We start from the raw sequence: 16,723 nt of genomic DNA, 5'->3' as shown, positions 1-16,723 counted from the left end.
AGCCGAACAAAAAGTCAATGAAGTTTAAGGTAAAAACAACTTATAATACACACGAAAGTCTTCAAGATACCTTATCATTCTTTGGCGTAAATTGCCACCGCCCCTATTATATTTCTTCTGGAAATCCGATTTTTGAATACCCAAGCAATGCTTTTCGTATTGATTATTATGCCATCTGTATCTGTACAGCGGGCGATATAAATATTCAGGTAGACAATCAGGAATACCATATCTCGACAAACCATATCCTCATATCCGCCCCAACAACAATTATCCGGTTTTCGCAGGTCAGCGCCGACTTTAGAATGAAGCTGCTCTTTTTTGACAAAGCATTCCTGCTTAAACATATTGTCAATCCATTCTTTATCGAACAACTGGGGCTTTTTAAAAATTCGACCTTTACCATTGTCAGCTCCCAAGACAAACAAATTGACAAGCTGTTAAAATTAATAGACTACCTCAAAGAAGTTACGTTAAGAACAACACATTTTACAGCAGATATCATCCGCACGATCATCTTTAATCTCCTATTAGAGATCGCCGACGAATTGGCATCTAAAGAACAAAATACAACGGAAAGTGCGCAAGAGACCAACAACCTTTTCTATAAGTTTACAGACCTGGTTCAGCGACATAGCAATCAATACAAAGAAGTACAATATTACGCCGACCAGTTATTTATTTCAAACAAATACCTCATTCAGGTTGTTAAAAGAGCATCAGGTAAAACACCACATGAAATTATTGATGAGCGTGTGCTTAAAGAAGCCTATGTGCTGCTCGGGAATCCCGAAAAGACTATCTCAGAAATTTCTTATGAAATCGGATTTAATTCCATCTCAGCATTTGGTCGTTTTTTCAAAAAATACTCCACCTTATCGCCATCAGAGTACCGAAAGCGACAAAATATGTAGAAAGAGGAAATTCGGTAGAACAATAGCGAATTTGAGGGCACAAATGATTAAGGTGATCTTAGTAACTTTACTCAAGAATTAAAAAAACATGAGAATCATGAAAGAAATCACCTCAAAATTCGACAAAGTATTAAATGCATCTGCTGAATATGGAAATGTAAATCATGAACCCGATTCAAGCAAAGAACAACAACGTAACACACCGAAAAAATCGATGCCCTTTTCTGATCAGATCGGAAATTATCAACGCAATAAAGGTATTCCACCAAAATCATATAAAGACAGTAAAATCTACATCGTCGGAAGCGGTATAGCAGGGATGTCTGCAGCCTACTATTTTATCCGGGATGGCCATGTTCCTGCTGAAAACATCACATTCCTCGAACAGCTCCATGTGGAAGGCGGCTCGTTAGATGGTGCCGGTAATGCAACCGACGGCTATGTCATCCGCGGTGGTAGGGAAATGGATATGACTTACGAAAATCTTTGGGATATGTTTCAGGACATTCCTGCATTGGAAATGCCTGCCCCCTATAGTGTTCTGGACGAGTACCGTTTGATCAATGACAACGACTCCAACTACTCCAAAGCAAGGCTTATTCATAAACTTGGTGAGATAAAAGACTTCAGCAAGTTTGGATTGGGCAAAATGGATCAGCTGGCCATCATTCGATTGCTCCTCAAAAATAAAGAAGATTTAGATGACTTAACCATCGAAGACTACTTCAGCGAGTCATTTTTATCCAGCAATTTCTGGACCTTCTGGCGTACCATGTTCGCTTTCGAAAACTGGCATAGTTTACTTGAGCTGAAATTGTACATGCACCGCTTTTTACATGCGATAGACGGATTGAATGATCTTTCATCACTCGTGTTCCCGAAATACAATCAATACGACACCTTTGTGACCCCTTTGCGTAAAGTACTTCAAAGCAAAGGTGTAAACATCCGATTCAATGTATTGGTCAAAGACCTGGATATCCAAAGCAATACCGATGGAAAAGTTGTAGAGGCCCTAATTACAGAACAAGATGGCAAAGAAGTAAAAATTCCAATCGGAAAAGACGACTTCGTCATTGTGACAACTGGATCAATGACAGAAGATACCTTCTACGGGGACAACAAAAATGCACCGATCATCGGTATCGACAACAGCAGCAGCGGTCAAAGTGCAGGCTGGAAACTCTGGAAAAATCTTGCTGCCAAATCGACCATATTCGGTAAACCCGAAAAGTTCTGCAGCAACATCGAAAAATCAGCATGGGAGTCTGCAACCCTGACTTGTAAACCTTCGGCTTTAGTCGAAAAATTAAAAGAATATTCCGTCAACGACCCTTATTCTGGCAAAACAGTTACTGGCGGTATTATTACCATTACCGATTCTGATTGGCTGATGAGTTTCACCTGTAATAGACAGCCACATTTCCCTGGCCAACCGGATGATGTTCTTGTCTTATGGGTATATGCCTTATTTATGGATAAAGAAGGAAATTACATCAAAAAGCCAATGCCACAATGTACCGGAGACGAAATTCTAGCCGAACTATGTCACCATTTGGGCATTATCGATCAACTGGACGATGTTATCAAAAATACGATTGTACGTACGACATTCATGCCTTACATCACCTCGATGTTTATGCCACGAGCAAAAGGCGACCGTCCGAGAGTCGTACCTGAAGGATGTAAAAACCTGGGCTTGATCGGTCAGTTTGTGGAAACCAACAATGACGTTGTCTTTACCATGGAAAGCTCGGTACGTACCGCACGTATTGCGGTATATGAACTGCTGAACTTAAACAAGCAGGTTCCGGATATCAATCCCCTACAATATGACATCCGCCATCTTTTGAAAGCAGCCAAAACATTAAATGATGACAAACCATTTGTGGGCGAAGGCTTACTACGTAAAATTCTAAAAGGCACTTATTTTGAACATATCCTACCTATCGGTTCTGAGGAACAAGAAGACCATGAATCTTTCCTGACAGAGCAGATCACCAAATTCAAAGATTGGTTAAAAGGAATTAAAGGATAAGGATCACAACCTGCGCCATGGTTCCGTGGCGCAGGTTTTTACGAATTGAAAAAATAATAACATCATGGACTTTAAAAATATAACGATAGCTGGCAGTGGGGTTTTAGGCTATCAAATCGCTTTCCAAACAGCATTTCATGGCTATCATGTCACTGTATACGACATCAACGACGATGTACTTAAAAAAGCTGCAGCAAAATTTGATATTTTGGCGCAGGCATTCGAGAAAGATCTTCATGCGAGTAAAGAACAACTGGCTTCAACCTTTGACAGGCTCATTTATAGTTCAGATCTGGCCGCGGCGGTAGCAAACGCAGATCTTCTTATCGAAGCCGTTCCCGAAAACCCAGCCATTAAAATTGGCTTCTATCAGGAGTTAGCGAAAGTCGCTCCAGAGAAAACCATTTTTGCCACAAACTCCTCAACCTTGCTACCAAGTCAATTTGCCCAAGAAACCGGCCGTCCCGAGAAGTTCCTGGCGCTACATTTTGCCAATGAAATCTGGAAGCACAATACAGCAGAAATTATGGGCCATCCGGGTACAGACAAAACGGTATTTGAGCAGGTTGTAAACTTTGCAAAATCCATTGGCATGGTTGCCCTACCACTGCTTAAGGAGCAACCTGGCTATATTGTAAACTCCTTACTTGTCCCATTACTTTCGGCGGCAACAGATCTTTTGGTCAACGAAGTGGCAGATGCCCAAACGATCGACAAAACCTGGATGGTTGCCACTGGAGCGCCAACAGACCCCTTCGGCATACTCGATATCGTTGGCATCACAACAGCCTATAATATCAATAAAATGAGCGCCGAAGCAACAAATGACCCTTTAAAGATCAAAACAGTGGCCTATCTCAAAGAGCATTTTATAGACAAAAACAAATTGGGCGTCGCTACTGGGGAAGGGTTCTATACCTATCCCAATCCGGCCTATCAATCGCCCGACTTTTTAAAGTAGGTCTCTTCATAAACAATAAATCGTCGCAGCTTTACCTGCGACGATTTATTGTTTATGCTTATTTCAATCCGCGTCCCTCTTTCACTCATTCGCATATACTCCGTTCAACCATGCAAAAGTTGAGCGATGCTGTTCATTCAATACCGGTTTGCTGATGTCCATTGTTTTAAGGATGGCATCAAAGGCTTCACCGATCATAAAATCATCACGATTGCTAAAAAGTGAAACCACAAGGTCTTTCTGTACATCGATATATACGATATGATGAAACCCGGTAGATTCACCTGAATGAAACAGGATTTTATGGCCTGCATTTTTTTGAATAAACCATCCGAAATGATACGCTATTCCATCCTTTACCGGGTAGGCCATTTGATCGAACAATTGCTCCAGTCCCGGCTGTATTAACCGATCTTTTACCAAAAAATTGGCCCATGTATGATATTCATCCGCAGATAGATAAACACCGCCATCCCCCTGTGTTGCACTTGTCACACTCTGATCGGCAAACAGGTAGGAACCTTCCGTCGGATGATAACCGTAGACTCGTTCATCAACCGTCGTGCCCGGTTCATATACCAATCCCTTGCTAATGCCTATGGGTTCAAACAATTGACTTTTGACAAAGGAAGCAAAGGATTTTTTCGCAACTTGCTCAACAATCAGCGATAAGAGACAATATCCCGTATTGCTATAACGGAATTGACTCCCCGAAGGGAAATATAAACGATCGGTCTGCCGGATATACATCAGCACATCCTTATCCGATACCTGATCTTTCCTTTCTTTCGGTATAAGCTCTTCATAGTCCCAGATTCCGGATGTATGTTGCAGAAGCTGCGCAACAGTAATATCCTTCAGCGCGACTGGCAGATCTTTAAAAAAAAGGGACAATGGGTCGTCTAGTTTTAAACGCTTTTGAATCACTAAGGTGTATATCGCTTGTGCAGTCACCTGTTTGCTTACCGATGCCAGGCGAAAATGTGAGCTGGATGTGATTGCACGTTTTTCCTTCAAATCTGCAAGCCCAAATGCATAACGATAAATAAGACGACCATTTTGGCTAACTGCACAGCTAATCCCCGGAGCTGCCGGGTCCTTATAATAGCCTGCAATCGTACTATCCAATTTTGATTTATCCATTTTTTGTCCCATAACAACACTTGTTACACAGATCAAAATAAAACTCAGTTTTAGGTTTATCATATTTTATACCGCACATTTCGGTTTATATTGTCAGCCTCCTGAAAGGCACAGCGTATTAAATCAATTTGATCTTATTGCTTTTCAAAAATGTACCCTTCAAAAATCGAAATTTTCTTGCAATGCCCGGGTGTTTTTATTGATTTTTATTTATTTCTTTTAATTTTGCTTTTATGCTTCATTTCTCATGAAGTCGAACTGATCCGGAATCCTTCCCTCAGTTCTTCATTAAAAAATCACGACAGACTATGTTTTTTATTTTTAGTATCTACGACTTTGTATTAGCAGAAAAAACGGTAACAGCGACCTTAAAAAAAGAAAACGCGCCACGAAATTTCACCTTACAGATTATTACGCCAGCCCGTCGGTTTATAGGTCTACCTTTTGGCGGCGGATTTGTCAAACTTTCCAGACTTTACGACGAACAGGGAAAATTGATTCACGCACGGAATTATTCAGATGAATTAAAAGCAGAGATCAAAGCGTTCAAAAGTCAGTATAGCATCCCCTATTTTCAGTTATGGAAAGGATTTCTAATTGTCACAGCGGCAATCCTTATCTGGGCAGTCATTTATGGGGTAAAGAATAAATTGGGCAATCAACAACGGGAAAAAGAAGTCGGTCAGATGATTGATAATTTGAAGCAACTAAAGACAGGCCAGCTCTATGGCGCTACTTTTTTTACCGATCAGGACGGTAACAGTATAAATGGACTTCCTGCAGGTTGGATAAAAATAGATAAAATCGTGGGCGACACTATTTTTATACATCGTTCAAAGCAGCTCGACACAAATTCGGCACTTTTTGACATGAAGAACATTGCTTCGTTCAGGCCCCAATCGACCGATGAATGGCAGGAAAAAACAGAAAAAATGGATTTAAATCTATTGAAAAAACAGCTCGAGGATGCTGCGACAAAAAAAGTCGATCTGCTCTATATCGGTACAGACCACGAGAAATATTCAGGTGTTATATTGACGATAAAAGGTAGCGAGTAAACCTTATTTCTAGGTATAACCAACGTATTGACTTTTCAGCGCAGACAGATCATGCGGCTGGGTCCATACTTAAAAAACTCAAGATCGGACGTTTTAAGCAGCGGCCGATCTTGAGTCTCTATTTTTAGTACTGGATTTTTTCGTCAATATCGTATTTCATACCTGGATAGTGCAGCAACCTTCGCATCAAGGCAATCTGACCGGCCAGATAATCTTCCCGTCCGATACACATCCCAATGAAATTTAGCTTGTCCTCCTCAATAAAAGGGATATTCATATTAATCTTAAATAGTTCAGCCAGCTGCGTATCGTCCACTTGCAGCAAAGCAGCATAGACTTTCGGTGATATCGATTTAAAATTTTCTTTTAATTCCAGCACACTGGGATAGTGATAACTTTCATCGAGTGTCTTTCCCATAAAAAATAGCTCATGGTAAGGATCATTTTCCTGAAGGCCAAGAACATGAGCCATAGCATAACGCACATTTACAAAATTACCCGCCATCCATACGATATGGTTGGTCTGTCCATCAATTCGTTTTAATGCATCTTCTTCCGAAACGCCATCCAACGCGTTCAGAAAAATTTGACTGTGCATACGATAAGCAGGAATGATGATTTCTAATTTTAATGATTTCGGTTTATCCATATCGTTTTGATTTTTTTAAATACTAAATAGCTGATTTATACTAAAATTACACGTTTCAATAGCGATTACACTTGTCGTATGACAAGAAATAAAAATGAACAAAATTGATAGATCATTGCGAAATAAATTCTAAATTTCTACTAAATTGAAATTCTATCTTTACCACATGAAGATTTTGATCATAGAAGACGAATTGGAGCTGGCCAAAAGCATCGCAACATACCTTAGCGAGCAACAGTATTTATGCGAATTTGCGCCAACTTTACAGGATGCTCTAGACAAAATTCAGTTATACCAGTACGACTGTATCTTACTGGACATCGGTCTACCAGATGGAAATGGTCTAAAACTACTCGAAGAGTTAAAGACGCAGCGAAAGCAGGACGGTGTGATCATCATTTCTGCAAAAAATGCATTGGACGACAAAATTCATGGACTACAACTGGGGGCCGACGATTATCTGACCAAACCTTTCCATTTATCTGAACTCACAGCACGAATCTATTCCCTGATCCGTCGGAAACAATTCAACAGCTCAAATATTGTTGTTCAAAATGAAATACAGATTGATCTACTTGCAAAAACTGTTATTGTCAATGATCTTCCTGTTGTATTGACCAAAAAAGAGTTCGATCTGCTGATGTTTTTTATCGGCAACAAAAATAAAGTGATTTCAAAAAGCACCTTAGCGGAACACTTGTCTGGCGACATTGCTGATATGCTCGATAACCATGACTTTGTCTATGCCCATGTCAAAAATTTAAAAAAGAAATTACAGGACGCCGGAAGTCAACCCTATATAAAAACGGTATACGGTACGGGCTACAAATGGGAAAATTAAAATAGTAAGATGAAACCCCTACTGAGCAAAATAACGACCCCATTTCTACTCTATGTATTGATTGTACTAGGTGTCAGTATTCCTGTTTATTATTTTGTAATCGACGGAATATGGAAAAGTGAATTAGATGAACATAACGAAATTATCGTCAAGAAAACAACCTACGAGCTGAACAGTTTAAAACTGTCCGAAGACAGCCTCCAAGCCAGCATCGCTTTATGGAATAGCATACAACCTGAAACGAATATACATCAAGTAAAACCGGGCGATTTATTGCAAGATAGCGTATATACCATCGAAAAACCGCAGCGTTTTGTCGAACCAAAGACAATTGACCGATTTAGATGCCTATCATCTGTCATTCAGATCAATGGTGCGCCTTATCGTTTTACCGTACAAACAAATATTGAAGAATCTGTAGAAACCATCGCCGCCATCGCCGCAACAACGCTGTTTTTCTTTGTTATCTTGGTCATTGGTCTACTTATTATCTCCAGAAAAATATCACTTAGGCTCTGGAAACCATTTCGAGATACCGTTGATAAGTTGAAGGCATTTAATCTCAATAGTCAACAACAGGTTGACTTTCAGCAAACAGACACCATAGAGTTCCATGAGCTTAATCAATCCTTATCCAAGCTTCTTGAAAAAAACCTGGCCGTATACCGATCACAAAAGGAATTTACTGAAAATGCTTCACATGAATTGCAAACACCCTTGGCAATCTTAAAAAATAAGTTAGATATCTTATTGCAGTACCCTGATCTAAGCGATGAGCAGTACCAGCTCTTTGAAGATATGCATAAAGCGCTTTCACGTAGCACGCGAATCAACCGCAACCTGCTGCTGCTCGCCAAGATTGACAATAGTCAATTCGATCATTCCGAAAAAATCAGTATGGACTCGCTTGTTACACAAAGTATTGAAGTCATGCAAGAACATCTGGAGCTAAAACAGCTACGACTGCAACAAGAGATCCAACCGTCGGTGCTGCTGACAGGAAACAGCAGTCTGACCGAAATCCTGATCAACAACCTACTCCTGAACGCCATACGTTACAGCAATGCCAACGATACACTTGCTGTACATCTCAATCAAACTTCTTTAACGGTATATAACCCCGGTTCAATGCCCTTAGATAAAATACTTTTATTCAAACGGTTTTCCAAACTCTCGAAAAACAGCCAAGGCAGCGGTTTAGGATTGGCAATTATTACTGAAATCGCCCGGTATCAAGGCTGGACTGTTGATTATCAATTTGAAAATAATCAACATATTTTTTCCATTCATTTTTAAAATTCCAAAAGTATTCTAATTTGGATGACAGTTTTGTTTTATGATCCACATGAAGCAAAACCAGACAACACGCTTATTTGCATTTCAGCTACTGATAAGTGTATTATTTCTTTTGGATGTCAGCATGGCCAAAAGTCAGACTATACTCACAAGGGAAGTGCCGACAAACATCGCTCAACCTGAGCGAAATAATAGTGCATTCAGTACAAACTTGACGGCTACCAGGCTAACCGAAGGCATAACAAGCAGCAACTCGTTACTGTCAACAGACAGCACAGGGCTGTCTGCAGTAATCCATCGTCCGAGCAAGAAAACAAAATTAAACCGCTTCTTCCAAACAGCAATTGATGAAACGCCTTACAAACCACATTTAACGAGCTTTATCGTACCGACAGCCTTTATCGGTTTCGGGGTGGCGAGTTTAAGCATCAATGGTTTAAAAAATCTCAATTTATCAACGAAAGACGAGATCAGCGAACATCAGTTAAAGCACAGCAACCTCGACAATTACAGTCAATATGTCCCTGCAGTTATGGTATACGGACTAAATGCGTTGGGCGTGCAGGGCAAACACAATTTTAAGGACAGAACGGTCATTTATTTAACGTCACAGCTGATCTCAGGAGCCATGGTTCTTCCATTGAAACATATCGTCAAAGAAGTCCGTCCAGATAGTTCCAATAACCTTTCCTTTCCTTCAGGGCACACCGCTACAGCCTTCTCTTCTGCACAATTTATGTTTCATGAATATCATGACAGCAATTTTTGGTTAAGCATTTCGGGCTATCCATTTGCGATTTTTACAGGTACCTACCGCGCCATCAATAATAAACATTGGGTCGGCGATATCGTTGCCGGAGCTGGATTTGGCATTCTGGCAACAGAACTAGCCTATTGGGTGCATCCGCGGATCAATCATCTATTGTTCAACGACAACAAAACAACTTCTGCTACGCTAATGCCCTTCTATCAGCACAAACAATTTGGTTTGAGTTATGCCAAACAGTTTTAACCAGCCCAATTTTTTCAAAGCCTATGCATGCAGAAATTATCAAAAATATTTTTCATCTCGAATAATCTTCCATTACCAAGCAAGCACTTGCGCAATCAGTTTGGTTTTCAGCTTATCCGTATGTGCAGCCTGATGAAATCCAGAAAGTTTTATTTGCATATCCGTGTAAATTTAGCTTAGTTTGATACATTTGTAGGGACAATGCATGGATAGCCCATGATTTGGTATCATAGATAAACTTCGATGAATCGAAGTTTTTAACGTTTTTCTTTATATGAAGATTCTCCTAGTCGAAGATGACGTACGTGTCGCAGGATTGATCAAACGCGGACTTGATGAAAATGAATTTCAAACAGCTATTGCCTACGACGGCCTATCTGGAAAGAAAATGGCCTTACAACACGACTTTGATCTTATCATAACCGATATCGTGCTCCCTAAGATGGATGGATTGGATCTCTGCAAAGAAATTCGTCATATCAAACCCGATGTTCCCATTATCATGTTAACAGCATTAGGAACTACAGACGATAAAATTGAGGGTTTTGACGCCGGAGCGGATGACTATCTGGTCAAGCCTTTTGAAATGCGCGAACTCCTAGCCCGCATCAGAGTCCTGCTCAAAAGATATCAAAAACAAGATACACTCACGGGAACAATTTTGCGTTATGGGGATCTGGAAATGAACCTCCATACCAAAAGCGTCAAAAGGAATACTGTCGAAATCCATTTGACACCCAAAGAGTTCAAATTACTCCATTATTTATTGCAAAATCCCGAGCGTGTGCTTTCCAGAATGGAAATTGCTGAAAAAGTGTGGGAAACGCATTTTGATACCGGAACCAACTTCATTGATGTTTACATCAACTATCTACGTAAAAAAATCGACAAAGATTTTGCGACCAGATATATCCATACCAAATCCGGAATGGGCTTTATTCTAAAACAAGACTAATGCGAATCAGGACACGAATCTCCATATTATTCACGCTGATTACAGCCACCATATTGCTGGTATTTGCCTGTACAGTATATTTTTCAGCGGTGGAGAATCGGGAAAGAGAATTTTACGCCCTATTGAAAAAAGAAGCTTACACCAAAGCAAACCTTTTTTTGAATGCAAAAGTAGACAAAAAGACCTTAGAAGATATCTACCACAACAACCGAAAAATCCTCAACGAAGTCGAGGTTGCAATTTACGACACCCGTTTTGATCTCTTGTATCATGATGCCGTAGATATCGACTTTGTCAAAGAGACACCAGCCATGCTGCAGGATATTCTCAAAAATAAAGAGATACGATTTTATCAGGAAAAATGGCAGGTCATCGGCATAACCTTTCCGTATAAAGACAAAACTTACATCATCACAGCCGCAGCATATGATCAATACGGCTACAATAAACTCAATAGTCTATTATCTACGATTCTTTTGGTTTTCATTTTGTCTATATTTCTGATCTATGCCGCAGGAATATTCTTTTCCAAAAAGGTTTTTCAACCTATCCTGGAAATGACACAACGTGTAAAAACCATTTCTGCGACAAGTTTGGATGCCAGGCTCACGAGTAGCGGAAATAAAGACGAGCTTTCCGAATTGGCGAGTACATTCAATGCGATGCTCGACCGCCTCGAGAACTCCTTTGATGCTCAAAAGCATTTTGTCTCCAATATCTCGCATGAGCTAAGAACACCCTTGGCCGCCATGATTGCAGAACTCGAGATTTCTGCCAATAAGGACCGTAGCATAGTGGAGTATAAAACTGTCATCGACAATACGCTAAATGATGCACAGAAACTGAAGAAGTTATTTAATAGCTTACTTGATTTTGCCAAAGCAAGTTACGACAGTTCTGAAATCGCGTTTAAAACCTTACGTATAGACGAAATACTAATTGATGCATGCCAGCAGGTTCTCCAGTCAAGTCCAAATTATAAACTCGACATTTTTGTCGATCCGGCGATTGAAGATGAAAAACTTTTATCCATCAATGCAAATGAGTATCTATTGCAGGTCGCCTTTGTCAACCTCATTGAAAATGCCTGTAAATTTTCACCCAATCAAAAATGCCTAATCGCTATCAAGGCGGATGAAAATAGGATTCAGCTGGAATTTAAAGATGACGGAATAGGCATTGACCCGGTCGATCTGCCCAATATATTCACGCCATTCTATCGTGGAAGCAACAAAGATTATAGCGAGGGAAATGGTATTGGTTTATCGCTTACCCGAAAAATCGTGCTTCTCCATCAAGGCGAGATCAGCGTCCGCTCGGCAAAAGGCGTTGGAAGTGTTTTTAGCATTGATATCCCCCATCGTTCATTATTCTAATAAAATTCTAATTTTTTTCTAAAGCCCCTCTAACCAGCTTATCGGGAGCAGGTGGATAGTTTTGCGGTATGATTAACCGTACAATCAACTATTCGACCCAATCCTTGAGGTACATGAATTGGATCCCTGTGCTGCTGTTACTGCATGCTTGCAACAGCCAGCCTCACGAAAGCCCCAACCAATCTCCGACCATCAGCGCAGCTGGAGACACCGTGACCGTCAGTGAAAACACGTCCCTGTTATCGAAGCTCAAATTTGTTACGACGACCAATGCACAACATGCGCTGAAACTAAATGCAGCTGCTACAGTGAAGATTATTCCCAGCAGTTATGTGGAGATTCCGGTACCTTTTGCTGGACGAATTGTCAAATCCCACGTGAAACTGGGCCAAAAAGTTGACATCAACACGCCTTTATTTTCAATTAGTTCATCCGACTATTTTGAGGCACAAAGGGCTTACCTTGACGCCAAACAAGCATTTATACTTGCCGAGAATATGTTAAAACGCCAAAAAGATCTGATCGCGCATGGTGTTGGCACTAAAAAAGAACTCGAAGAAGCAGAAACAAATTTTGCAATGAGCAATGCCGCACTCGGAAATGCCACTGCCGCCTTAAAAATATTCGACAGCACCCCGAACCATAGCATCCTCGGTGAGCCTCTCCTCGTTCGTTCACCTATTCAAGGAGAAATTTTAAGTAGTTCGATTGTATTGGGTCAGTACACGAAAGAAGATGCTCCGGCATTACTCCGCATTGCAGAATTGTCAAAAGTATGGGTTTCGGCCTACATCAAAGAAAAGGACTTGCCGGCAATCGATCAACTTGCGCGTGTTGAAGTGAGCGTAGATGCGCTCCCTGCTAAAAAAATACCCGGAAAAATTGTCCATATCAACCAATTTGTCGACGAAGCAAGCCGGAATATTGAGGTCCTCATTGCCTGTGAAAATACTGATCGTGCCTTAAAACCAGGGATGTATGTCAACGCCGAATTCGAACGGCAAACGACTCCGACACTTTTCATTCCGGCAAAAGCTGTATTTCAATTTAACGATAAGAGTTTTGTTTGGGTCAAAACATCGTCCAATACCTTCGTCAAACGCTATGTTACTACTGGCGTAACAGAAGGTGATGCAATCCAGATTTTAACAGGCCTGGTTCCGCAGGAACAGATTGTTGGTGAAGGTGCCTTTTATTTAACACCCGGCCTCTGATGGACTCAGGCTTTCAACTTTTAAAATAGAAACACATGAATATTAAACAATTGATTGGCCATATCATTGCAAAGAGATGGGTAATCGCCGCATCTTTTCTATTGATCGGTTTTTTCGGTTACTATGCCTGGCGACAACTTTCGGTTGAGGCATACCCTGATATCGCTGACGTATCGTCACAGGTCGTAACTCAGGTGCCGGGACTCGCAGCCGAAGAAATGGAACAGCAGATCACCATCCCGATCGAACAGGCCATCAATGGATTGCCCGGTATGGAAGTAATGCGTAGTAAAACGACTTTTGGCCTATCCATGGTCACGATTGTCTTCAAAGATGGCATTGAGGATTATTGGGCGAGAGCCCGTATACAGGAGCGTCTAGCTGATTTATCCCTGCCCTATGGTGCCAGTCCGGGATTGGATCCGCTGACTTCCCCCACAGGTGAGATCTTCCGTTATATTCTTGAAAGTAAAACCCACGATTTACGACAGTTGACGGATCTTCAAAATTTTGTTATTATTCCCAAAATCAAACAGGTTTCGGGCGTTGCTGATGTAACCAATTTTGGTGGAATCACCACACAGTTCCAGGTAGAATTAGATCCCAAAAAGCTTGATCAATATGAAATTTCGCTTGCCGAAGTTGTCGCCAAGATCGAAAGCAATAATGCCAATGCCGGCGGCAGTGTGATGAACCGTGGAGATCAGTCGTACGTCATCCGTGGCATCGGTCTGGTCAAGACATTGGATGATTTGGGGAACATCGTCGTAAAATCCACCAACGGAAACCGCATCTATATGCGTGACCTCGGTCAGATCAAACTTGGTAATTTAGCCCGCAAAGGGGCTTTAGGATATTCGGATAAACGCGGGGCCAATTATTCGGACAATATCGAAGGCATTGTCCTGCTATTAAAAAATGAGAATCCTTCTGATGTTTTAGCCGGTGTAAATGCAACGGTACAGGAACTAAACGAAAAGATTCTTCCGGAAGGCGTAAAAATACATGTCGTGCTCGATAGAACCAGTTTGGTCGACAATACCCTACATACCGTTTCCAAAACCCTTCTCGAAGGTATGATCTTGGTTATTTTTGTCCTTATTATTTTCCTGGGCAGCTGGCGTGGTGCACTCTTGGTTGCCATAACCATTCCATTATCGTTGCTGATTGCCTTTATTCTGATGCATTTCACCCATATTCCCGCTAACTTGCTTTCCTTAGGGGCAATTGATTTTGGGATTATTGTAGACGGAGCCATCGTTATACTCGAAACCATTCTTAAAAAAAGAGAAGATGAACCGGAAGGTCTCCTGCAGGAAAAAACGATTGCGCAGAAAATTGCTGAAGTCGCCAAACCGATATTCTTTGCGACACTGATCATTATTACAGCCTATCTTCCCCTGTTCGCATTTGAGCGCGTCGAGAAGAAACTTTTTACGCCGATGGCCTATACCGTGGGTTATGCCCTCTTCGGTGCCTTAGCTGTCGCTCTTGTGCTTATTCCCGGGTTGGCCTATTTGATCTATCGCAAACCTCAAAAAATCTTTCACAACAAATGGTTGGCAAAATTGACTGCGGCTTATCAGTCGGCGATAGAAAAGGTTATGCAGGCTCCCAAACAAGTTTTTATTCCATTGGCAATTGTATTGCTTGCCACAGGTTTGCTCACGGTCTCTGTTGGCAAGGACTTTCTTCCGTCGTTGGATGAAGGTTCGATCTGGCTTCAAGTGTCGCTTCCCCCAGGCATCACGGTAGAAAAGTCAAAAGAAATGAGTGATACCCTACGTGCCCGCACACTTAAACACGATGAGATCTCCTATGTCATGGTTCAGGCAGGGCGTAACGACGATGGTACCGACGCCTGGACACCCTCCCATTTCGAAGTTAGTGTGGGATTAAAACCTTACAAAACATGGAAATGGGGAAAAACCAAGGAAGACCTGATCAATGAACTTGCAGCAGATTATGCGAAAATGCCTGGCTTCAATGTTGCTTTTTCCCAACCCATGATCGACGGAGTCATGGATAAAATCGCCGGCGCCCATAGTGAGCTCGTTGTCAAAATATTCGGCGATGATTTAAAAGAAACCCGACGGGTCGCCGAGGAACTGATCACAACACTCCAACAAGTGAAGGGAGCTGTCGATCTGGCCATTGATCAGGAACCACCACTCCCCCAATTGCAAATTATCGCCGATCGCGATAAAATAGCACAATACGGACTGAACATCGCTGATGTGACTGACCTGATCCAGATCGCTATCGGGGGAAAAGCCGTAGCACAGGTTTATCAAGGAATCAAAGTGTATGATATTACCTGTCAATATCAGGAGGAAAACAGGAATTCGCCCGAAAAAATCGGCAATTTAATGCTGTATCCCGAAAATGGAAACCGTATTCCACTAGCCCAGGTGGCCACTATTAAACTCAATACGGGAGAAAGTATGATTTCACGCGAGCGCAACAACCGACAGTTGACAGTTCGTCTAAATGTTCGCGGTCGCGATCTAGGGACATTCCTCACTGAAGCACAGCAGGCCATTGCCAAAAATATACCGTATGACCAACATAAAATTACGTTAAAATGGGGCGGACAATTTGAAAATCAACAACGTGCCTATACGCGTCTTGCCATTATCGTCCCATTGACATTAGCTATTATATTTATCTTATTGTACGGCACATTTGGTTCATTTAGGCAAGCCGGTCTATTAATGGGCATCGTACCATTGGCACTTTTTGGCGGTATGCTCGCACTCCATGTTCGCGGGATGACGCTAAACGTTTCCTCGGCAGTCGGTTTTATTGCCTTATTTGGTGTTGCCATACAAAACGGTGTCTTGATGCTTTCACAGATGAATGTACTACGTAAAAATGGGCTGCCGCTACATAAAGCGGTAACACAGGGAGCCTTTAGTCGTTTTCGCCCCGTTTTGATGACCGCTACGGTAGCTATTCTTGGTTTGCTTCCGGCTTCACTAGCAACAGGGATTGGATCGGATGTGCAACGCCCTTTGGCAACGGTAATCGTTTATGGCCTACTATTTTCGACTATCCTGACACTATTTGTGCTACCCCCACTCTATTATCTTTTAGAACGTAACAACACCAAACAGAAAGACCCCGTAGAATAAATACAAATTCATCCATTCGAAACAACTTGCTTTCTGCTGTTTCGAATGGATTCAACCTGAACATTGAGTGGATTCAACCTGAACATTGAAAAGCCTTCAGCAAAACCTACACAGCAATCACATCCGCTGAGG

Annotated in this window: 13 protein-coding genes; 11 read left to right on the top strand and 2 right to left on the bottom strand. The window is 41.5% G+C overall.

Going from position 1 to position 16,723, the window contains the following annotated elements; all coding sequences use genetic code 11:
- Window positions 1–17 precede the first annotated feature (17 nt).
- The 3 genes from HS960_RS26330 (at window position 18) to HS960_RS26320 (ending at window position 3,913) form a co-directional block, all read left to right on the top strand.
- Window positions 18–914 carry a helix-turn-helix domain-containing protein gene (locus HS960_RS26330; RefSeq protein WP_182330878.1) on the top strand — a complete coding sequence of 299 codons (897 nt, stop codon included), beginning with the start codon at window positions 18–20 and terminating at the stop codon, window positions 912–914.
- Between the two features lie 97 nt (window positions 915–1,011).
- The gene (locus HS960_RS26325) at window positions 1,012–2,952 is read left to right on the top strand and encodes an oleate hydratase (protein ID WP_153845215.1); all 1,941 of its coding nucleotides are present in this window, start codon (window positions 1,012–1,014) and stop codon (window positions 2,950–2,952) included.
- Window positions 2,953–3,016: 64 nt separating this feature from the next.
- On the top strand, window positions 3,017–3,913 hold the full coding sequence (locus tag HS960_RS26320; RefSeq protein ID WP_182330877.1) for a 3-hydroxyacyl-CoA dehydrogenase: 897 nt from the start codon (window positions 3,017–3,019) through the stop codon (window positions 3,911–3,913).
- An 81-nt stretch (window positions 3,914–3,994) separates the two neighbouring features.
- Here HS960_RS26320 and HS960_RS26315 read toward each other — a convergent pair whose 3' ends face one another.
- Window positions 3,995–5,119, bottom strand: coding sequence for a serine hydrolase domain-containing protein (locus tag HS960_RS26315; RefSeq protein ID WP_153845213.1), 1,125 nt, complete (start codon window positions 5,117–5,119; stop codon window positions 3,995–3,997).
- A 245-nt stretch (window positions 5,120–5,364) separates the two neighbouring features.
- Between HS960_RS26315 and HS960_RS26310 the strand changes: the two genes are divergently transcribed.
- Window positions 5,365–6,114 (top strand): hypothetical protein, encoded by a 750-nt coding sequence (locus HS960_RS26310; RefSeq protein WP_182330876.1) that lies wholly within the window; start codon window positions 5,365–5,367, stop codon window positions 6,112–6,114.
- A 124-nt stretch (window positions 6,115–6,238) separates the two neighbouring features.
- On the opposite strand, the gene HS960_RS26305 is transcribed toward HS960_RS26310, so the two are convergent.
- Window positions 6,239–6,763, bottom strand: a complete 525-nt coding sequence (locus HS960_RS26305) for a DinB family protein (RefSeq protein ID WP_115050001.1) — start codon at window positions 6,761–6,763, stop codon at window positions 6,239–6,241.
- 166 nt (window positions 6,764–6,929) lie between these two features.
- On the opposite strand from HS960_RS26305, the gene HS960_RS26300 reads away from it, so the two are divergent.
- The 7 genes from HS960_RS26300 (at window position 6,930) to HS960_RS26270 (ending at window position 16,591) form a co-directional block, all read left to right on the top strand.
- Window positions 6,930–7,604: a response regulator transcription factor gene (locus tag HS960_RS26300; protein ID WP_145329625.1), complete on the top strand. Its 675-nt coding sequence runs from the start codon at window positions 6,930–6,932 to the stop codon at window positions 7,602–7,604.
- Window positions 7,605–7,613: 9 nt separating this feature from the next.
- Window positions 7,614–8,900, top strand: coding sequence for a sensor histidine kinase (locus HS960_RS26295; protein ID WP_153845211.1), 1,287 nt, complete (start codon window positions 7,614–7,616; stop codon window positions 8,898–8,900).
- 49 nt (window positions 8,901–8,949) lie between these two features.
- Window positions 8,950–9,912 (top strand): phosphatase PAP2 family protein, encoded by a 963-nt coding sequence (locus HS960_RS26290; RefSeq protein ID WP_228280128.1) that lies wholly within the window; start codon window positions 8,950–8,952, stop codon window positions 9,910–9,912.
- A gap of 274 nt (window positions 9,913–10,186) precedes the next feature.
- Window positions 10,187–10,867 carry a response regulator transcription factor gene (locus HS960_RS26285; RefSeq protein WP_159731633.1) on the top strand — a complete coding sequence of 227 codons (681 nt, stop codon included), beginning with the start codon at window positions 10,187–10,189 and terminating at the stop codon, window positions 10,865–10,867.
- Window positions 10,867–12,243 (top strand): HAMP domain-containing sensor histidine kinase, encoded by a 1,377-nt coding sequence (locus HS960_RS26280; protein ID WP_153845209.1) that lies wholly within the window; start codon window positions 10,867–10,869, stop codon window positions 12,241–12,243. The genes HS960_RS26285 and HS960_RS26280 overlap by 1 nt, the downstream gene beginning before the upstream one ends.
- 113 nt (window positions 12,244–12,356) lie before the next feature.
- On the top strand, window positions 12,357–13,457 hold the full coding sequence (locus HS960_RS26275; protein ID WP_182330875.1) for an efflux RND transporter periplasmic adaptor subunit: 1,101 nt from the start codon (window positions 12,357–12,359) through the stop codon (window positions 13,455–13,457).
- A gap of 35 nt (window positions 13,458–13,492) precedes the next feature.
- Complete coding sequence (locus HS960_RS26270; RefSeq protein ID WP_182330874.1) at window positions 13,493–16,591, top strand: efflux RND transporter permease subunit; 3,099 nt, start codon at window positions 13,493–13,495, stop codon at window positions 16,589–16,591.
- Window positions 16,592–16,723: the final 132 nt, after the last annotated feature.

The sequence above is a fragment of the Sphingobacterium paramultivorum genome (assembly GCF_014109745.1).
Taxonomy (GTDB): Bacteria; Bacteroidota; Bacteroidia; order Sphingobacteriales; family Sphingobacteriaceae; genus Sphingobacterium; species Sphingobacterium paramultivorum.
This window is presented reverse-complemented; position numbering and strand designations above follow the sequence as displayed.